At 63.1% G+C, this 17,146-nt stretch carries 20 protein-coding genes; 7 read left to right on the forward strand and 13 right to left on the reverse strand.

All coding sequences use genetic code 11. The features are described from left to right. Positions 1 to 126: 126 nt before the first annotated feature. The gene (gene yghU / locus LB543_RS12955; RefSeq protein ID WP_224614364.1) at positions 127 to 993 is read right to left on the reverse strand and encodes a glutathione-dependent disulfide-bond oxidoreductase; all 867 of its coding nucleotides are present in this window, start codon (positions 991 to 993) and stop codon (positions 127 to 129) included. Between the two features lie 217 nt (positions 994 to 1,210). On the opposite strand from yghU, the gene LB543_RS12960 reads away from it, so the two are divergent. Both LB543_RS12960 and LB543_RS12965 read left to right on the forward strand, forming a co-directional pair. Then, the gene (locus tag LB543_RS12960; RefSeq protein WP_140759741.1) at positions 1,211 to 2,116 is read left to right on the forward strand and encodes a S1C family serine protease; all 906 of its coding nucleotides are present in this window, start codon (positions 1,211 to 1,213) and stop codon (positions 2,114 to 2,116) included. Between the two features lie 16 nt (positions 2,117 to 2,132). Next, positions 2,133 to 3,119 (forward strand): LysR family transcriptional regulator, encoded by a 987-nt coding sequence (locus tag LB543_RS12965; RefSeq protein WP_224614365.1) that lies wholly within the window; start codon positions 2,133 to 2,135, stop codon positions 3,117 to 3,119. Here the strand turns inward: LB543_RS12965 and LB543_RS12970 are convergent. Both LB543_RS12970 and LB543_RS12975 read right to left on the reverse strand, forming a co-directional pair. Then, entirely contained in the window at positions 3,116 to 3,844 is a 729-nt protein-coding gene (locus LB543_RS12970) for an SDR family oxidoreductase (protein WP_224614366.1), read from the reverse strand. The two genes, LB543_RS12965 and LB543_RS12970, sit on opposite strands and share 4 nt — an antisense overlap. A gap of 131 nt (positions 3,845 to 3,975) precedes the next feature. Next, complete coding sequence (locus LB543_RS12975; RefSeq protein WP_224614367.1) at positions 3,976 to 4,431, reverse strand: MarR family winged helix-turn-helix transcriptional regulator; 456 nt, start codon at positions 4,429 to 4,431, stop codon at positions 3,976 to 3,978. Positions 4,432 to 4,496: 65 nt separating this feature from the next. On the opposite strand from LB543_RS12975, the gene LB543_RS12980 reads away from it, so the two are divergent. Next, a complete protein-coding gene (locus LB543_RS12980) occupies positions 4,497 to 4,970 on the forward strand; it encodes a cupin domain-containing protein (RefSeq protein WP_224614368.1) in 474 nt (157 codons plus the stop codon). Between the two features lie 34 nt (positions 4,971 to 5,004). On the opposite strand, the gene LB543_RS12985 is transcribed toward LB543_RS12980, so the two are convergent. Further along, a complete protein-coding gene (locus tag LB543_RS12985; RefSeq protein WP_224614369.1) occupies positions 5,005 to 5,349 on the reverse strand; it encodes a VOC family protein in 345 nt (114 codons plus the stop codon). Between the two features lie 194 nt (positions 5,350 to 5,543). On the opposite strand from LB543_RS12985, the gene LB543_RS12990 reads away from it, so the two are divergent. Next, positions 5,544 to 6,143 (forward strand): YdeI/OmpD-associated family protein, encoded by a 600-nt coding sequence (locus LB543_RS12990; RefSeq protein ID WP_224614370.1) that lies wholly within the window; start codon positions 5,544 to 5,546, stop codon positions 6,141 to 6,143. Positions 6,144 to 6,148: 5 nt separating this feature from the next. On the opposite strand, the gene LB543_RS12995 is transcribed toward LB543_RS12990, so the two are convergent. From LB543_RS12995 to LB543_RS13005, 3 genes are all read right to left on the reverse strand, one after another. Further along, positions 6,149 to 6,778 carry a glutathione S-transferase family protein gene (locus LB543_RS12995; protein WP_224614371.1) on the reverse strand — a complete coding sequence of 210 codons (630 nt, stop codon included), beginning with the start codon at positions 6,776 to 6,778 and terminating at the stop codon, positions 6,149 to 6,151. A 166-nt stretch (positions 6,779 to 6,944) separates the two neighbouring features. After that, positions 6,945 to 7,232, reverse strand: a complete 288-nt coding sequence (locus tag LB543_RS13000) for a hypothetical protein (RefSeq protein ID WP_140759869.1) — start codon at positions 7,230 to 7,232, stop codon at positions 6,945 to 6,947. Positions 7,233 to 7,379: 147 nt separating this feature from the next. After that, positions 7,380 to 7,694, reverse strand: a complete 315-nt coding sequence (locus tag LB543_RS13005) for an EthD family reductase (RefSeq protein WP_140759718.1) — start codon at positions 7,692 to 7,694, stop codon at positions 7,380 to 7,382. 274 nt (positions 7,695 to 7,968) lie between these two features. Here LB543_RS13005 and LB543_RS13010 point away from each other — a divergent pair, with 274 nt between their 5' ends. Beyond that, entirely contained in the window at positions 7,969 to 9,591 is a 1,623-nt protein-coding gene (locus LB543_RS13010; RefSeq protein WP_224614372.1) for an ABC-F family ATP-binding cassette domain-containing protein, read from the forward strand. Between the two features lie 69 nt (positions 9,592 to 9,660). On the opposite strand, the gene LB543_RS13015 is transcribed toward LB543_RS13010, so the two are convergent. The 4 genes from LB543_RS13015 to LB543_RS13030 form a co-directional block, all read right to left on the reverse strand. Further along, positions 9,661 to 10,101 carry a hypothetical protein gene (locus tag LB543_RS13015; protein WP_140759712.1) on the reverse strand — a complete coding sequence of 147 codons (441 nt, stop codon included), beginning with the start codon at positions 10,099 to 10,101 and terminating at the stop codon, positions 9,661 to 9,663. 140 nt (positions 10,102 to 10,241) lie between these two features. Then, positions 10,242 to 11,483 carry a c-type cytochrome gene (locus LB543_RS13020; RefSeq protein ID WP_224614373.1) on the reverse strand — a complete coding sequence of 414 codons (1,242 nt, stop codon included), beginning with the start codon at positions 11,481 to 11,483 and terminating at the stop codon, positions 10,242 to 10,244. A gap of 8 nt (positions 11,484 to 11,491) precedes the next feature. Beyond that, the gene (locus tag LB543_RS13025) at positions 11,492 to 13,258 is read right to left on the reverse strand and encodes a GMC family oxidoreductase (protein ID WP_140759706.1); all 1,767 of its coding nucleotides are present in this window, start codon (positions 13,256 to 13,258) and stop codon (positions 11,492 to 11,494) included. A 5-nt stretch (positions 13,259 to 13,263) separates the two neighbouring features. Continuing rightward, on the reverse strand, positions 13,264 to 14,019 hold the full coding sequence (locus tag LB543_RS13030; protein WP_224614374.1) for a gluconate 2-dehydrogenase subunit 3 family protein: 756 nt from the start codon (positions 14,017 to 14,019) through the stop codon (positions 13,264 to 13,266). 246 nt (positions 14,020 to 14,265) lie between these two features. On the opposite strand from LB543_RS13030, the gene LB543_RS13035 reads away from it, so the two are divergent. Next, positions 14,266 to 14,631, forward strand: a complete 366-nt coding sequence (locus tag LB543_RS13035) for a hypothetical protein (protein ID WP_224614375.1) — start codon at positions 14,266 to 14,268, stop codon at positions 14,629 to 14,631. Positions 14,632 to 14,656: 25 nt separating this feature from the next. Here LB543_RS13035 and LB543_RS13040 read toward each other — a convergent pair whose 3' ends face one another. Together LB543_RS13040 and LB543_RS13045 are read right to left on the reverse strand one after the other, a co-directional pair. Beyond that, a complete protein-coding gene (locus LB543_RS13040) occupies positions 14,657 to 15,367 on the reverse strand; it encodes a hypothetical protein (RefSeq protein WP_224614376.1) in 711 nt (236 codons plus the stop codon). Positions 15,368 to 15,673: 306 nt separating this feature from the next. Then, positions 15,674 to 15,991: a hypothetical protein gene (locus LB543_RS13045; protein WP_224614377.1), complete on the reverse strand. Its 318-nt coding sequence runs from the start codon at positions 15,989 to 15,991 to the stop codon at positions 15,674 to 15,676. A gap of 166 nt (positions 15,992 to 16,157) precedes the next feature. On the opposite strand from LB543_RS13045, the gene LB543_RS13050 reads away from it, so the two are divergent. Continuing rightward, entirely contained in the window at positions 16,158 to 17,138 is a 981-nt protein-coding gene (locus LB543_RS13050) for a GlxA family transcriptional regulator (protein WP_224614378.1), read from the forward strand. The last annotated feature ends 8 nt before the right edge of the window (positions 17,139 to 17,146 follow it).

Genomic DNA, 17,146 nt, shown 5'->3' on the forward strand with positions numbered 1-17,146 from the left:
GCCCCTGTGCAATACAGGACCCAGCCCTTAAATCTACCAGATCAATGAACCGTCCAACTTTACGGGGTCAGTTCACTGGTGACGGGCTTTTTGTTTTGACGCCGGCCTTCGACAGCTGTCCCGAATCTACTCGGCGGCCAGCTTGTCCTGTGTCTTCGTGTCGAAATCGCTGGCATCATGGCGTTCGTGCAGCTGCATGGCCGGTTCGCCGAAGGCGCGGTTGACCATGCGGCCACGCCTCACCGCGGGTCGTTTGTCGATCGCCTTCGCCCAGCGCTGCACGTTCTTATACTCGTGCACCGAAAGGAAGGTGGCGGAATCATTATACTGCCGGCCGAGCGCCAGCCCGCCGTACCAGGGCCAGACCGCCATGTCGGCGATCGAATAGCCGGTGCCGCCAAGATATTCCACCTCGGCCAGACGGCGGTCGAGCACGTCGAGCTGACGCTTAACCTCCATCGAGAAGCGGTCGATGGCATATTCGATCTTCTCCGGCGCATAGGCGTAGAAATGGCCGAAGCCGCCGCCCAGATAGGGGGCCGAGCCCATCTGCCAGAACAACCAGGACAGGACTTCGGCACGGGCCGGCTGTTCGGCCGGCAGGAATTCGCCAAATTTTTCGGCGAGATAGAACAGGATCGAGCCGGATTCGAAGACGCGCACCGGGGTCTTGCCGCTGCGATCCATCAGCGCGGGGATCTTGGAATTCGGGTTGATGTCGACGAAGCCGCTGCCGAACTGGTCGCCATCGTTGATGCGGATCAGCCATGCATCGTATTCTGCGCCCTCGTGGCCAAGCGCCAGGAGCTCTTCGAGCATCACCGTCACCTTGACGCCGTTCGGCGTCGCCAGCGAATAAAGCTGCAGCGGGTGCTTGCCGACGGGCAAATCCTTGTCATGCGTCGGTCCGGCGATCGGCCGGTTGATGCTGGCAAAGGCGCCGCCATTGCCCTTGTTCCAGGTCCATACTTTCGGCGGGGTGTATTCGGTCATGTCGGCTCTCGTATCGTGGAAGGAGGGGCAGGTCACCCATAGCTAGGGCTGCGGAGAGAGAAGTTCAACTTGTGTTGAACTATTGTCAATGCGGGGCGCGACGCATCGCCCTGCCGGGCGTTCGCCCTATGGCCACCGCTTCTCACCCCTTGCAGCATCTCCCCCGTGGCATACCTATAGAAGAAGCCGCCAGGCATTCGCATCGCAGGACAAAATCATGACCATCAATCCCAATCCGCGCTCCGTGGTTGCCGTGCGGGCGACCGTTCCGGAGGACGCGTTTACCGCCGGCGCGCTGGGCACACTCCGGGAAGGCAGCGGGGTCGTCATCCGCGATGACGGGCTGGTGCTGACCATCGGCTATCTCATCACCGAGGCGGAGGAAGTCTGGCTGACCTCGCATGACGGGCGCGTCATCCCGGCGCACGCGCTGGCCTACGACCAGGAATCGGGCTTCGGCCTCGTTCAGGCGCTGGCGCCGACCGGTCTGCCGGCAGTCGCGCTGGGCGATGCCGGCAAGGCCAGGATCGGCGACTCGGTGGTGCTTGCCGACGGCATCGGTCGGGCGGTCGAGGCCAAGATCGTCACCAAGCAGGAATTCGCCGGCTATTGGGAGTATCTGCTCGACGAGGCGATCTTCATCGCGCCGGCGCATCCGTCCTGGGGCGGCGCGCCGTTGTTCAACGCCGAGGGGGCGCTGCTCGGCATCGGTTCGCTGCGCCTGCAGATGAGCCGCGCCGGCGAGGTTGCCGATATCAACATGGTGGTGCCGATCGACCTGTTGCCGCCGATCCTCGACGACCTGCTCACGCGTGGCCACGTGGCCAAGCCGCCGCGCCCGTGGCTCGGCGCGCTCTCGGCCGAAAGCGACGGCAAGGTGGTGGTGATGAGTGTGACCGAGGGCGGCCCGGCGGCCAAGGCCGGCCTTCGCGAAGGCGACGTCATTTCCGAGGTCCGCGACGGTACGGTCGATGGGCTCGCCGATTTCTATCGCAAGCTTTGGGAAAGCGGTTCGGCCGGTGCCGAGATCCCGATGCGGGTGGTGCGTGACGGCCGCGAGACCTGGCTGCGCGTCAAGTCCGCCGATCGCGGCAGTTTTTTGAAGAAGCCGCAGCTGCAGTAGCGGCGTTGCATCGATAATGCATCCCAGACTGCTCAAGACCTTTCTTGCCGTGGCGCGCAGCCGCAACATCACGCGCGCCGCCGAGACGGTTCATCTCGCCCAGTCGAGCGTCAGCGACCAGATCCAGTCGCTGGAGGCCGAGCTGGGTGCTGTCTTGTTCACACGCTCGAAATCGGGGCTGGAACTGACGCCGGCCGGTCTGGCGCTGAAGCCCGTCGCGGAAGAATTGCTGCGGCTCGACGGCGAGGCGCGTGCCGCTGTTCAGGCGGCGTCCGGGCAGACCAGCGGCGCGTTGACCATCGGTGCGCTGGAGACGATTGCCTCGGCCCGGCTGGCGCCCTGGCTGCCAGGGTTCCAGGCCAGTCATCCCGACATTGCGGTGCGGATGAAGGTGACCGACAGCGGCACGCTGCTGCGCCAGCTGGAGGACGGCGACATCGATGTCGCCTTCTGCTTCGATCGCCGCGATGCCTCGAAGGGCGGTGCCGATCAACGCTTCGCCAGGCACACGATAGCGGCCGAACCGCTGGTGCTGGTCGCAGCGCCGGGGCAGAACCTGGTTCCGTGCGACCTTGACGCCCTTGCCGCAAAACGTTTCGTGGCGACGGAGCCTGGATGCATCTACCGGCACATGTTCGATACCGCCTTCGCCGAGGCGGGCATCGGTGCCTCGGAACTTGCCGCCGAAGTCGGCAGCATCGGCGCCATTGCCCGGCTAGTGGCGGCCGGCGTGGGGCTGGGCCTCGTTCCACGTCTGGCTGTCAGCGACGCGCTCGAGCGTGGTGAACTGATCGAACTGCCGTGGCCTGGCCGAGCCCAAGCGGCGCCGCTGACGATGATCTGGCGGCGCCGGCGCGTCCAGCCGCCGGCGCTCCGGCACCTGCTTGCCGCCGCGCGCGACACACTGGCGCCGGCAAGCTCCGGTGCCGGCTCAGGATCTGAATCGGCGAACCGCCCCAAGGCCTTGTTTGCAAACAATTCCGGGAAAGCCGTCGTCAGCTAGACCAAGCGATGCCCGCCCTCGACATGCAGCGTCGTGCCGGTCGTAAAACCATTGCCCATGAGGAAGAAAATGGCGTCGGCGATGTCCTCGGGCTGGCCGATCCTGCCGACCGGCAGCCGCTCGGCCATCGCCGCAAGCGTCTCTGCCTTCCTGTCGCCGGCCACCTGCGTCCAAATCCCGGTATCGACCCAGCCGGGCGAGACAGCGTTGACGCGGACCGGCGCGAGCTCTATCGCCAACGCCCGCACCAGCCCTTCGAGCGCGGCATTGACGGCGGCAACGACCGAGCCGCGGGCGGCCGGGCGATAGGCGGCGATGCCCGAGACGAAGATCATCGAGCCGGCCATTGCCAGGCGTGGCGCGCCGTGCTTGGCGAGCAGCAGCGGCCCGAAGAGCTTGCTGTCGACCACACGTCGCGCCGCCTCGAGATCGAGCTCCGGCAACAGCCGGTAGGCGCCTTCGATATCGGCGGCGGTGCTGACGATATGGTCGAGGCCGCCGATCTCGGCGAACAACGCCGCAACCTGGTCTTCCCGCGTGATGTCGACAATGGCTGTTTCGAGGGCGGCGGGATTGCCCAGCGCCTCGCGTGCCTGCCGCAGCCTGTCTTCGCCGCGCCCGGCGATGACGACTTTGGCCCCGGCTTCGAGGCAGCGCCTTGCAAGCGCGAGACCCATGCCGGAGCCGCCGCCGACGATCAGGATTTTCTGGTTTGAAAGATGCATTTCGCTCTGCCTTTGCTGGATTGGGACAAGGGCAGGGGATTGGCAGGTCGAGGCGGAAAGCGGAAACGGAAGAAACCGATGGTGTCATCGGAGATGCCGATGGTGCCGGCGGCATATGAGCGCCATCTCTCTCAGCGCACCAGCGGGCTGTCCCAGACGACGAACAGCAGTGCCTTCAGTTGGGCAAAGCGCTCCGGTCCGAGTTCGGTGCGCCACTCCTCTTCGATGTCACGCAATATGTCGACCATTTTCCAGAAAGCGGCGTGGCCGCGCTCGGTGGACCGCACCACGCGCGCGCTGCCTTCGCCGTCGGAGCGAAGGAGATAGCCATAGCTCTCCAGACTGCTGAGCAACTGGTTGATGGCCTGCTTGCTCATGCCGGCACGCTCGGCGATCGTGCCGGGCCGCGCGCCATCCGGGCCGGGAAACTGCAGCACCGCCATGTGCGGCAGGCGCAATTCGTCGAAACCGGCGGCGTTGAGCTCCTTGATCAGCCGGCGCTGGATTGCCTGGGCAGGCACGCGCAGCAAGGCGCCAATCAACAGGTCCTCGGTCTTGGTCTGCAGTACTTCGGTGGAGGTGGCCATTGACGATCCGGTAAATTGAGTTTACTGATTGCGAGTAAATGTAATTTACCGGAGGAGTTTGCGCAATGTCATCCATGAATCTTCAGGTCAATCCAGCCGAAGAGACCATCGGCGACAAGATGCTATCGATTCGCTTCCTGGTGACGGGCGACAGTTCGAACGGCAGCATCGCCGCCTTCGAGTTAAAAGTGGCTGGGGGATCGCGGCTGCTGGCGCCGGCGCACAGCCACGATCATTATGAAGAGACGATCTACGGCGTTGACGGGGTGCTGACCTGGACCGTCGACGGCAAGGCGATCGATGTCGGGCCGGGAGAGGCGCTATGCATTCCACGCGGTGCCGTCCACCGGTTCGACAACAAGGGTGCCGACGACGCAACGGTACTGTGTGTCGTGACACCGGCGGCGATCGGCCCAGACTATTTTCGCGAGATTTTCGCAATGTTCCATGCCGCCGCCGGTGGCCCGCCGGACAAGGCCAGCATGATGGAGATCATGCGCCGCCACGGCCTGACGCCGGCGGCACCGACACCGGCGTAGAGCGCGAGCTCCAGCTCCTGGGGCTGCGGCGGCTCTATTCCCGCTCCGCACTCGCGAACACCACCAGATTGCCATCGGGATCGCGCATGCGCATGATCCAGAAATTGTCGGCTTTCTCGATCGGGCCGGGTTCGAGACCTGCATCCACCAGTCGCTGCCGCTCCGGCGCCAGCGGCAGGACGCCGAGCGTCAGCGTCGAGGTGCCGGCTTTTTCCTTGTCCTCGAAGAGCTGCACCTCGGCGCTTTCCGTGAACTGCCATTCGGCAAGGCCGGGCATCGGCCGGCGCAGCGGCGGCTTGCCGAAGAGTCTTTCGTACCAACCGATGCTGGGCTCGAGGTCGGAGCAGCTGACATGGGCAAAAACCGTCTGCACGGCCATCGCGATCCTCCATGGCGATTGCACTCCTGCCGGAACGCGGCGATGGATGGTGCGTTCCGTTGCCTGGCGCAGCGTGCCCTTACTGCTGACGAAAATTGGTAGTGAACCATGCCATGATGCCGGGAATCGCACGATGCCGGAGGCAAGATGACAGCAACGCTAGCGACAACGACACTGATTGGGCAAGCGCACTGATGGCGCCGGTCAAGGTCGATCCCGACAAGGTGCGGGAATTTCCCGACGCGGCCAGTTTCTACACTTGGCTTGACCAGCACCACGCCACGGAAACCGAAGTGTGGATCAAGGTGCACAAGGTGGGGGCGGGACTGAAGTCGATCACGCCGAAGGAGGCCATCGATGTCGTGCTGTGCTTCGGCTGGATCGATGCCGTGCGGAAGGGGCTGGACGAGAACAGTTTCCTGCAGCGCTACACGCCGCGCGGCAAAAAGAGCATCTGGAGCAAGATCAACGTCGACAATGTCGCGCGCCTCGTCGAGGAGGGCCGCATGACCGAGCATGGGTTGAGAGAGGTCGAGGCAGCCAAGGCCGACGGGCGCTGGGCGCGCGCCTATGGCAGTGGCAAGGAGATGAAAATCCCCGATGATTTGCAAACGGCGATCGATGCCGAGCCGGCGGCCAAGGCGATGCTGGAAAAGCTCAGCGCACAGAACCGCTTCTCGCTCGCCTTCCGCACCCACAACATGAAGACCGAGGCCGGCCGCAAGAAGAAGATCGAAACCTTCGTGGCAATGCTGAAGCGTGGCGAGACGATCTATCCGCAGGGAAAGAAGTAGATGACTCAGGCGCCCGAATGCGGGTCGATGCTATAGGAATGGACGGGGTAGCCAGGTCCGATGGCATCGCGTACGCGGTCGGTCCATGCGGCGAACGCCGGATAGTCCGCGAGCGAAAAGCCGCAGTCCCCGGCAAGATGGCTGTAGGCATAGACGGCGATGTCGGCGATGGTGAGATCGCTGCCGGCGAGGAACGGTGTCTCGCCAAGGCTGCGGTTCATGGCGGCGAGCGTGCGGGCTCCGGCTTCGCGCTTGCCGGCAACCATGGCATGGCTGCGTTCGAGCCGTCCGGTCAGGGTCCAGAAGCGCAGCGAACCGATGACGGGCTCGACATTGTACTGTTCGAAGAACAGCCACTGCATGGCCTTAACACGCCGATAGCGGTCCGACGGCAGGAAGGGTGTGCCCTCGGCAAGGTAGGTGAGGATTGCATTGGATTCGGCGATGGCGCTGCCATCCTCGAGTTGAAGGACCGGAACCGCGCCTGCCGGATTGAGTGCGAGGAAGGCGTTGGTATGGCTCTCGCCCTCGAAGATTGAGACCAGGTGGCTGTCATGAGGGATTTTGAGCAGCCCGAGCAGGACCCGGACTTTCCAACCGTTCTGCGACGGCAGATAATCGTGAAGCGTGAGCATGACCGGTCCTCTTGATGGATCAACGATCGCATGGCGCGACGCCTGCCGACACCCGATTCCTGCGCAACGAATTCATGCAGTCGGTCGCACGATGGCTGCGATCGTGCTTACGCCGACAACTGACACGGCGGGACCGAGCGCAATAGCCAGACCTTTTGGGCTGCCGTCACTGGTCGAGGTCGACCGGTGTCACGCCGAGGAGCTTCAGGGCGTTGGCGTAGGTCCGGATGCCTTGCGCTTGCTTGCGCTCCGCACAGAACCGGTTCGCCTTGTCCTGCAGCGCCGTTGCCTCTGCGATCTGGCTCGCACTGGCACCCGGTCTGGCCTTGGTCCGGATAGCGCCGTCGAGTTGAAGACCGAGCCGGCTGCAATATTCGCTGCGAGTGACAGCCGCCTCCGCGCCCGGCTGTGCGACCGGGAGCATGGCAAGCGAAATGCCAATCACGGCGCCCATCCATCCCCGTTGCATTGCAGGCGATATCCCTTGGCGTTGTCCGGCGGCCGCTGTCCGGCCGCCACGGGATCGTTATCGCAGACGATCTTTTCGCCAGTTTTTCCCGGATGTTGAATCTTGTTTCTGGAGTGTGTCTGGAGGCTGGGTTCACACTTCGTCGGCGTCGAACAGCAGCATCGTCAGATCGTCGTCGCCCGGGGCCAATATCCGCCGGTCGGCGGCACAGGCAACGCCGATTTCGCTGGCGAATGCGGCGCGGATGTCATCGAGGCTGTCGAAATACAATGTCCCGACCAGATACGGCATCTCGCCCGCCGAGAGCTTGATCATGGGCCGCCTGCTGACATCGTAGCGCCGCAGGCCGGGGAGCTTCTTGGCGAGCGGTATATGAACGTCGAAATAGTGCCGGTCGAACGCGGCCGGATCGGCCGGGGTTTTGTAAATCACAAGCATCTTGGCCATTGCCGTGGTCCTGTCCTGTTGTTGTCGATGGTCGGGCCGTGCGGGCCGCCAACCCGAAGTCGTTCGACATTGGCGGATTTCGACCGCCGGTCGATTTTTATGTGCGCGGGCAGGGGAGAGCGGCTATGCAGACAGCCGATTTCCCCCGCTGAGGAGATCGGCGCCTCGCGCCCCGTCAGGCATCTGCGGCGCTTCTGCCTCTTCCCCCGGCATCGTCATTCGCGTAAGGGCGCGGACAAATCCCAATTCCGCATCGATACCCCTTGGAATTCCCATGATCAGACTGGAAAACATCGGCAAGCAGAACGGCCGTCAGCTTGTCTTCATCGAGGCGTCGGCCTCGCTGCAGAAGGGCGAGAAGATTGGCCTCGTCGGTCCCAACGGCGCCGGCAAGACGACTTTGTTTCGTATGATCACGGGCCAGGAACAGCCGGACGAGGGCCAGGTGCAGGTCGATCGCGGCGTCACCATCGGCTATTTCAGTCAGGATGTCGGCGATATGGCGGGCCACAGCGCCGTGGCCGAGGTGATGAACGGCGCCGGGCCGGTGAGCGACGTGGCGGCCGAGATGGCCGAACTCGAGGCTGCCATGGCCGATCCAGACCAGGCCGACCGGATGGACGAGATCATCGAACAATATGGCGAGGCGCAGCACCGCTTCGAGGAACTCGACGGCTATGCGCTGGACGGACGTGCGCGCGAAGTGCTGGACGGTCTCGGCTTCAGCCAGGAGATGATGGACGGCGATGTCGGCAAGCTGTCGGGCGGCTGGAAGATGCGCGTGGCGCTGGCCCGCATCCTGCTGATGCGCCCCGATGTCATGCTGCTCGACGAACCGTCGAACCATCTCGACCTGGAAAGCCTGATCTGGCTCGAGCAGTTCTTGAAGGGCTATGACGGCGCGCTGTTGATGACCTCGCACGACCGCGAGTTCATGAACCGCATCGTCAACAAGATCGTCGAGATCGATGCGGGATCGCTCTCCGCCTATTCCGGCAACTATGAATTCTATCAGCAGCAGCGGGCGATCGCCGACAAGCAGCAACAGGCGCAGTTCGAGCGCCAGCAGGCGATGCTGGCCAAGGAGATCGCCTTCATCGAGCGCTTCAAGGCGCGCGCCTCGCATGCAGCCCAGGTGCAGAGCCGGGTGAAGAAGCTCGACAAGATCGACCGCGTCGAGCCGCCAAAGCGCCGCCAGGTGGTGAATTTCGAGTTCCAGCCGGCACCGCGCTGCGGCGAAGACGTCGTCACCTTGAAGAACGTGCACAAGGCCTATGGCAGCCGCACCATCTATGAAGGGCTCGATTTCCAGGTCCGCCGCCGCGAACGCTGGTGCATCATGGGCGTCAACGGTGCCGGCAAGTCAACGCTGTTGAAGCTGGTGGCCGGCGCCTCCGATCCCGACACCGGCACGGTGGCGCGGGGACCGAGCGTGAAAATGGGCTATTTCGCCCAGCACGCCATGGAGTTGCTCGAAGGCGAGCGCACCGTGTTCCAGACGCTGGAGGACAATTTCCCGCAGGCCGGCCAGGCGCCGCTTCGGGCGCTCGCCGGCTGCTTCGGCTTTTCCGGTGACGAGATCGAGAAGAAATGCCGGGTGCTGTCGGGCGGCGAGAAGGCGCGGCTGGTGATGGCGCTGATGCTGTTCGACCCGCCCAACCTTCTGGTGCTGGACGAACCGACCAACCACCTCGACATCACCACCAAGCAGATGCTGATCGAGGCGCTGTCGCAATATGAAGGCACGATGCTGTTCGTCTCGCACGACCGGCACTTTTTGGCCGCGCTGTCGAACCGCGTGCTCGAATTGACGCCCGAAGGCATCCACACCTATGGCGGCGGCTACACCGAATATGTCGAGCGCACGGGACAGGAAGCGCCGGGCCTGCGGAGCTGATTCGAGTTTTCATTGGATGCGCGAAGCGCGTCGCATGATCATGGCGACGCGCTTCTGGAAATGATGCTCCTACCTCAGCGAGATGCTCATGCCGCTGAGATCGGCGTTGACCTGCAGGCCCACCTGTCTGCCCGTGAGTTCGAGCTGGGCGCCCCTGTCGTTGGTCATCACGATCACCTGGGCGCCTCTGCCGAGCGCGCCGCCGCCGCCGGCCGCGCCATATACGCCAGTCACGTCCCGAGCGCGCTTGATGTGGCGCACGGTGCCCTGGAAATAGGTCTTGGAGACGCCGAAGGCGAGGCCGCCCGAGACGCCGCCGATCGAGATCGGATATCTGCGGCCATGAAAGGTCAGCGTGCCCTCGCCACCGGAACCGCCGACAAAGAAAGCCGCCTTGTAGACGGAGAAGCGGATCTTACCGCTGTCGGCATGCGCGGCGCTGGCAAGGCTGACGCCCGCTGTGGCGATCACGGCTACGGCGATTGAACGAAATCCGGACGAAATAGTCATGATGGAGCTCCTGAAGGTGGCCGTCGGCAAGAATGTCAGCGTGGCATCAAAGTTACAACTGAACAGTCTTGCCCATCATTGGTTCCAAGCGGCGGTCTGAATCTGGCGGCGGCGCTCTCGCCGGAACACCCGGTTCAGCCTTAGTAGGCGCTGTTTACGGCCTGCACTGAATCGCGCAGCGCCTTGACGTCCCCAGCGGAGACTGGCTCGGCTTGATTTCCCCAGGCATTTCGGATGTAAGTCGCCACCGCGGCGACCTGATCGTCCGAGAGTTTCCACCCGAACGACGGCATCGACAGCGCGTTCGGAATTGCCGGACCGGACGCGGGATGGCCGCCGTTCAGGATGAGCCGCACGACCGAAAGCGGCTGGCGGGACTGTACGGCAGCGCTGCCTTTCAGCGAGGGGAACATGTTCTTTACGCCGTCACCTCCGAGTTGGTGGCAAGCTGAGCATTGGTCGCCATAGATGCTCTTTCCCGCGCTCATCGCAGTCCCTTGGGCAGCGGACGGCTCCTCGGCGGGGGCAGCCGGCAGCGACTTGAGGTAGATCGCAATCGCCTTCAGATCCGCATCGCTCATTTTGGAGGTGGAATCTTTCACGACCTCAGCCATCGGGCCGTATGCGGTGGTGCGGTTGTTATGGCCGGCCTTCAGGAAGGCGACAATATCCTGATCGCTCCAAGTTCCGAGGCCGGTGCGCTTGTCGCTGGTCAGGTTCGGCGCGAACCAGTTCTGTATCTCGGATCCTTGGTAGCGTTGCGAGGTCTTGTCGGCGCCGAAGACGTCCTTCGGCGTGTGACATGCGCCGCAATGGCCAAGGCCTTCGACCAGATAGGCGCCACGGTTCCAGTCGGCCGACTGGTTCTTGTCAGGCTTGAATTCGCCTGGAGTGAAGAACAAGCGGTTCCATCCTGCCATTGCGATGCGGTGGTTCAACGGCCAGGTGAATTCATTGGGACGCTGCGCCGATCGCACCGGCTCCAGCGTGCGCAGATAGGCGCGAATGTCATCGACGTCTCCGCGCGTCGCCTTGGTGAACCACGGGTAGGGGAAAGCCGGGTAGAGCCGCCTGCCGTCGGAGGCAACTCCTTCATGCATGGCGCGGTAGAACTGCTCTTCGTTCCAGGCGCCGATGCCGGTCTCCGCGTCGGGGGTTATGTTGGCCGAGTAGATCGTGCCGAAAGGCGTTCCGATCGGCCTGTTGCCGGCGAAGGGTTTGCCGTCGGGCGCCGTGTGGCAGGCCACGCAATCGCCTGCGGCGACGAGCTCGCGGCCGCGCTCCTGTCTGGAGAAATCGCCGATCTGGCCATGCGCGAGCGGACCGAACACCAGCATTCCCGCGCCGATCAGAGCGCCGCTGGCGGCAAGGGTGAGGAGCACGCGCTGCCTCATGACTGGACCAATGGGCCGGGATGCTTGAGATATTGGTCGCGGATTGCCGTTGCCGCCCATAGGGCAAGCGCGCTCACCGTGCCGGTCGGATTATAGCCGCTGTTATGAGGGAAGGCGCTGGCGCCGACGACGAAGAGGTTCGGCACGTCCCAGTGCTGGAGATAGCGGTTGACCACGCTTTCCCGCCGGTTGACGCCCATGATCGCCCCGCCCGTATTATGCGTGGACTGATAAGGCGCGATGTCGTAGTGCGGACCGCGTGGCGATTTCTTGATTTCGCGCGGTTTCATAGCGTTTGCGATGTCCACCATCTTGCCCATGGCGAAATCCTGCAGCTTCAACTCGTTCTGCTTGAAATCGTAGGTCATGCGCATCAGCGGGCGCCCGTAGACGTCGCGATAGGTCGGGTCGAGGTCGAGATAGTTGGCCTTGTTGGGCATTACCGACCCCATCAGGGACAGCGACATAGAGGTCAGGTAGTTCTTCACGAACGCCTGCTTCCATTTGGCCCCCCATTTCGGCGTGCCTTCCGGCAGCAGCTCCGTCTCGATCGGCCTGCCGGTGGTCATATAGCCGCCAATGTAGCCGCCGTGGATGAAGCCGAGGCCGGCATGGTCGAAATTGTCGCCGTTCCAGTCGTCGACGATCATGCCCAGAGCGCCGGCGCCGACGAAGGGATTGAGGAGCTTGTCGTCGAAGAAAACGTCGACGGAAGGAGTGAGCTGGTAGCAGTAGTTCTTGCCAAGCGTTCCTTGCCCGGTCGCCGGATCGTATCTGGTGCCGATGCCCGAGGCCATCAAAAGGTGCACGTTGTGCAGGATGTAGGCGCAGACGATGACGAGCTCGGCCGGCTGCTCGAATTCGTTGCCATGGGCGTCGACATAGGTCACGCCAGTGGCATGCGCGCCGGAACCGTCGAGGTTGATCCGCGTCACCTCGCACTCTGTCCGCAGGGTGAAGTTCTTCCTCTGCATGAGCACCGGCAGGATGGTCGTCTGGGCGCTCGCCTTGGAATAGTTCCCGCAGCCGAATTTCTCGCAGAAGCCGCAATAGGTGCAGGGCGCCATGCTGACGCCCAGCGGATTCGTATAGGCTTGTGACATGTTGCCCGAAGGGCATGGAAACGGGTGCAGTTTCAACGATGCGGCCGCTTCGCCGAACAACATGGGGCCATAAGTCTGCTTCATCGGGGGTGTCGGGTACGGCTTGGAGCGCGGGCCTTCGAAAGGATTGCCTCCGGCCTGTTTCTGCCCCTTCAGATTGCCCGTCTGGCCCGAGATGCCGCACAGCTCTTCCCAACGCGTGTAGTGAGGCTCCAGTTCGTCATAGGTGACGCCCCAGTCCTGAAGCGTCATATCCGGAGGGATCATCGCCTCCCCGTAACGAGCGGCAGTCTGGCGGCGGATTTCGAAATCGTAAGGCAGGAAACGGAACGCCTGGCCGTTCCAGTGCAGGATCGAGCCACCGACGCCGGTACCCGGCAGGAACGAACCGAGGCGTCGCATCGGCAAGGCCGTCTGGTCGGGCGTGTTGCGGAAGGTGAGTGTCTCCTGCGCGGTCTGCTCGAACAGGTGTCCATGGTAACGATAGCGCAATTCATCCTGGATGAAGGACGGCGCGAAATCGGTACTGGTCTCGCGCCAGCTGCCGCGCTCGATCGCCAGCACGTCGTGGCCGGCGGCGGTAAGCTCCTGCGCCATGATCGCCCCGGTCCAGCCGAACCCGACCAGCAGCACGTCGACGCCGGGAAGCCTTTGCGCCATGCCTGTTATCCCGCGCCGTTCCACGCCGGCCTGCCGCGAATGCCGACCGGCGGCTGGTCATAGCGTTCACCGTGCCGATCAACCCAATCCAGGTAGTTGTAGCGCGCGCCCGGGAAGCCCAGCATCTTCCAGCCAGCCATGTCCTTGTTGCCGCCATAGATCGGGTCCGAAAACATCCCTTCCTTGGTGTTTTGCCAAAGCATCTGGAAGAAGGTCTTGGCGTCTGCCCCGCCGAGATCGACCTTGCCACCCTCGAGGTCCGAAAGCATCGCATCTTGCGCTTCAACCGGGAGGTCCGCGAACAGCTTGCCCCCCTGCGCCGACATCGTATGTTCGTCGATCGCCTTGATAGCCGCGCGATAGAGATCGGCGGGCGTCATTCGCGACTGAAAGCCCTGCGTTTTCTCGCCCTTTGCCCACGGGCCCTGCATGTACCAATTGCCCGCGCGGCCATACGCGCCGGCAAGCTGATGGTCTATGAAAAGTGCCACCCCGCACGCCTTGGCGCCGGGACCGAGGTCGTCCTCAGGGATCAGTCTTTCAGTCGCCGACTCCACGAACGCGGCTTCGGCGGGCGTGAAGAAGGCAAACCCAGGGTTTTCGAGCGGCACGGGCGCATCCGCCTGATGCGGCAGCCAGGGGTCGTCGACGCCGCCTTTGATTTCCCGTGCAGCGGCCGCATTCGCGCCGAGCGTCACCGATGCCGCCGCCGAGGCTCCAACTGTAAGGATCTGGCGGCGACTGAAAGTGTTCGCGGGCATGGGAAGCGTCCATCGGATATGACGCTCCAACCCTCGAAATGATGGATTGTTCCCTGGCAGGGCCAATTTACTTCGCGAACGAATTGAGCGGCGAGGAAACGGCGTTCCGAGAAAACCTTCGCCCGTTCTCTCTCAGCCGGCGGCGGGAAGACCGCAACGAAACGAGCCGGCTCTCTGGTCGCGGCGGTCTCGTTGTGGGATGGAGGCGCCCGTGTACTTTCTACGGTGGTTGGCAAGGGGTTTGGGATGAGAATTGTGACGGGGCTTGCATTGTCGGCATTGGCCGCGACGATGGCTGGATGCGCGACCTCTCCGGTCGACTATGGAGCCTCGCTTTCGCAGCAGGACCAGAAATGGGCGACGCCGCAATGCCAGCAAGCCCGGGCGGCGGCTTCGGACTACGCGGTCCGTGAAAAACAGCACCCGGGTTGGGAATTCGTCGCACTTGGCCCCTACGGGTTGGGGATCATAGCGGCCACCAAGGAGCACGAGCAGAAGCAACGAAAGCTGCTCGCCCGCAACGTGCACCTGCAATGTTCGAGCCTTCCCCTGCCGAAGGAGTTACAGGGCGATTTGAGCCCCGCCGGCCCAGACAAGGCGAAATATCCATAACCTGAAAACCGCCACGGATTTGCTTCTAGCGTAGCAATCCTTCTGCCTCGAACGTGTCCCAACCTTCGAGCTTTGGCGCATCATCCTTTTCGGAATTTCTGGTACGGCGAGCGTTGCCGGTGCGCTTGCCTGCTCGCGTCAGTGCGGCCTTGCCGGCCCCGCGCCGTCTGTTTTCGGACGCTTCCAGCGCATCCTCCTCCCGCCAGGCGGTCGCCAGGTCGCGATCGAGAACGTCCTCGATGTGGCGTGGATCGAAGACATGGAAGGTCACGGCCTTGGATCGCCCGCGCATCTTCACGGTGCGCGTGCCGATGCTTTTCAGGCGACCATCCCTGAGCCATTTGTGTCGTTCGCGCGAGGAGATGGCGAGAATGTCCTCCGCCTCTCGCGGAAGCACGGGCAGGGCTTCGATCCCCTCCAGCGTTCTGGAGATCGTTGCCGAGGCGGCCTCGAACGCATCCGCGTCGGTCTGCACCATGCGCAAGACAATGCGGCCCGTCTCGGCCTTGGCAAATTTCCGCACCGTCCACGGCAGCTTGGCTCGAACTTCGCGTTCGATCCCCTTCAGGCGCAAGGAAGACCCAAGTGTCGCCGATGGTGGCAGCGGCCATTCGGCAACCATCGACGCGGTGCCCGTGCCTTGCTCGGCCCTGCAATGGGGGGCGGTGGCAATTTTCGCCGCGATGCCGCTCAGGATCTTCCGAAAGGAGCCGCGCTTCTTGTGTGCAGGGCTCATGTCTCTTTTTGCGCTCATTAGGTGCCTGCCGTGGAACGATCGTTCGCACGACAGACAACCGAAATCAGGATCAACAGTTCCCCAGGCATGCGCAGGCGGGGGTAGTGCATCAGTTTGAAATCTGCAAACTTAGCCCGCGCTTTATGAGAGATGGCACGCGGGTTCAACCAAGCCAATGATGTGCCAGCCAGGCGAGATATAAGCCGGCTATGACCGCATGGATCAGACCGAATGAGCTTTTGGTGACGGGGTCGTGGTACGCTACGCGTCGCGGCCGATAGAATAGCAATTGTCGTTGCGAAACGATTAACATTCGCTCCATCTCGCGGTCCGCTTCCCGTCTCTCGCCAGTTTCGTATCCAGGAGCTCCTGAGCGTAGAGCTGTCTCGTATGCTCCAAAGCCGAAAGTGAGTTGTCATCAAGCCACCCTTTGAATTTTCCAGGTCTGATGAGGACTTTGGCGTGGGTAAATTCGCGCCGGCGGAGCCTCTCCGTCTTGGCAGCTTCGAAAGCCGCATGCCACTCTTCCCAAGTCGCCGGCATATCATCGGCTCCGGGAAGCTGGCGGATATGAGGATAATCCTTGGCAGTGTAAGCTGGGATAGCCCTGACTTTGCTGGCCATTGCAGTCTCCCCTTGTCCCAAGAAGAGGATGCGACATCCTAGGCTTTGGTGTCCAGATGGCGCTACCCAGCCTTAGCGAGTCCGGTGGCGCTTTTGGCAAACACATCGTCCGGTGTTCCAGCATATTGTGCTGGCTGAATAAGCTAGAAGGCGGTTCCGAACAACAATGGCCAGGCGATTTGCGTTTCTCCTCGTTCGCGACTTCACCCTGTCGCCGCTGTCGCTGTTCATCGACACGCTGCGGCTGGCGGGCGATGAGGGCGACCGCAGCCGCAGGATAGAGTTCGACTGGCAGATCGTCGGCGAACGCGGTCTGCCGATCCGGGCAAGTTGCGGCGTCGAATTGCTGCCGACCGGGGGCATCGGCAATCCCGAGGATTTCGACAATGTCGTCGTGGTCGGCGGCCTGCTCGACACCAACCGCAGCCTGAGTTCCGAAAAGGAGGCCTTCCTGTTGCGGGCAGCTGGGAAGGGGGTGCCGCTGACGGCGCTCTGCACGGGAAGCTTCGTGCTGGCGCGCTACGGCCTGCTCGACGGCTACAGCGCCGCCGTCAGCTGGTTCCACATCAAGGACTTCCGCAGCCGGTTCCCGGAGGTCAACGCTCACGCCGACAGCCTGTTTTCCGTCGACCGGGGCCGCTCGACATGCGCGGGCGGCACAGGTGCCGCCGACCTCGCGGGCCATTTCGTGTCCCAGTTCATCGGCCAGAAGGCAGCGGAAAAGGCCGCCAAGATCCTGGTGCTCGACCGCATCAGAAGCAGCAGGGACGTGCAGCCCGTTGGCGACCTGTTTCCGGAGGCGTCGAGCCGGGCGGTGAAGCGCGCTTTGCTGTTGATGGAGAGCAACCTCCAGGAGACACTGTCGGTCGTCGAGATCGCGAGCCGCCTGAACTGCTCGCGGCGCCAGCTCGAACGGCTCTTCGGGCTGGAACTCGGCATCGGCCCGATGGCGGCGTATCTCGCGTTACGAGTGCATCATGCGAAGTCGCTGCTCGAAGGCAGCGACCTGCAGATCGGCGAAATCGCCTACCGCTGCGGCTTTACCAATGCCGGTCATTTCAGCCGCGTGTTCCGCCAGCAGATCGGCATCACGCCGACCCATCTCAGGCATCCAAACCGCATGCCAGGCGATGCGGCGATACAATGAAGTTCGCG

Origin of the sequence: Mesorhizobium sp. ESP7-2, from assembly GCF_020164715.1 — a bacterium.
GTDB lineage: Bacteria > Pseudomonadota > Alphaproteobacteria > Rhizobiales > Rhizobiaceae > Mesorhizobium.

Excerpts from the sequence above, each read along its gene's own strand:
- LB543_RS13000 (WP_140759869.1), bottom strand. The coding sequence starts at position 7,232 with ATGGGCGCCGTGATTGGCATTTCGCTTGCCATGCTCCCGGTCGCACAG.
- LB543_RS12960 (WP_140759741.1), top strand. The coding sequence starts at position 1,211 with ATGACCATCAATCCCAATCCGCGCTCCGTGGTTGCCGTGCGGGCGACC.
- LB543_RS12980 (WP_224614368.1), top strand. The coding sequence starts at position 4,497 with ATGTCATCCATGAATCTTCAGGTCAATCCAGCCGAAGAGACCATCGGC.
- LB543_RS12985 (WP_224614369.1), bottom strand. The coding sequence starts at position 5,349 with ATGGCCGTGCAGACGGTTTTTGCCCATGTCAGCTGCTCCGACCTCGAG.
- LB543_RS13005 (WP_140759718.1), bottom strand. The coding sequence starts at position 7,694 with ATGGCCAAGATGCTTGTGATTTACAAAACCCCGGCCGATCCGGCCGCG.
- yghU (WP_224614364.1), bottom strand. The coding sequence starts at position 993 with ATGACCGAATACACCCCGCCGAAAGTATGGACCTGGAACAAGGGCAAT.
- LB543_RS12970 (WP_224614366.1), bottom strand. The coding sequence starts at position 3,844 with ATGCATCTTTCAAACCAGAAAATCCTGATCGTCGGCGGCGGCTCCGGC.
- LB543_RS13035 (WP_224614375.1), top strand. The coding sequence starts at position 14,266 with ATGAGAATTGTGACGGGGCTTGCATTGTCGGCATTGGCCGCGACGATG.
- LB543_RS13040 (WP_224614376.1), bottom strand. The coding sequence starts at position 15,367 with ATGAGCCCTGCACACAAGAAGCGCGGCTCCTTTCGGAAGATCCTGAGC.
- LB543_RS12990 (WP_224614370.1), top strand. The coding sequence starts at position 5,544 with ATGGCGCCGGTCAAGGTCGATCCCGACAAGGTGCGGGAATTTCCCGAC.
- LB543_RS13015 (WP_140759712.1), bottom strand. The coding sequence starts at position 10,101 with ATGACTATTTCGTCCGGATTTCGTTCAATCGCCGTAGCCGTGATCGCC.
- LB543_RS13050 (WP_224614378.1), top strand. The coding sequence starts at position 16,158 with ATGGCCAGGCGATTTGCGTTTCTCCTCGTTCGCGACTTCACCCTGTCG.
- LB543_RS13010 (WP_224614372.1), top strand. The coding sequence starts at position 7,969 with ATGATCAGACTGGAAAACATCGGCAAGCAGAACGGCCGTCAGCTTGTC.
- LB543_RS12975 (WP_224614367.1), bottom strand. The coding sequence starts at position 4,431 with ATGGCCACCTCCACCGAAGTACTGCAGACCAAGACCGAGGACCTGTTG.
- LB543_RS13030 (WP_224614374.1), bottom strand. The coding sequence starts at position 14,019 with ATGCCCGCGAACACTTTCAGTCGCCGCCAGATCCTTACAGTTGGAGCC.
- LB543_RS12965 (WP_224614365.1), top strand. The coding sequence starts at position 2,133 with ATGCATCCCAGACTGCTCAAGACCTTTCTTGCCGTGGCGCGCAGCCGC.
- LB543_RS13025 (WP_140759706.1), bottom strand. The coding sequence starts at position 13,258 with ATGGCGCAAAGGCTTCCCGGCGTCGACGTGCTGCTGGTCGGGTTCGGC.
- LB543_RS13045 (WP_224614377.1), bottom strand. The coding sequence starts at position 15,991 with ATGGCCAGCAAAGTCAGGGCTATCCCAGCTTACACTGCCAAGGATTAT.
- LB543_RS12995 (WP_224614371.1), bottom strand. The coding sequence starts at position 6,778 with ATGCTCACGCTTCACGATTATCTGCCGTCGCAGAACGGTTGGAAAGTC.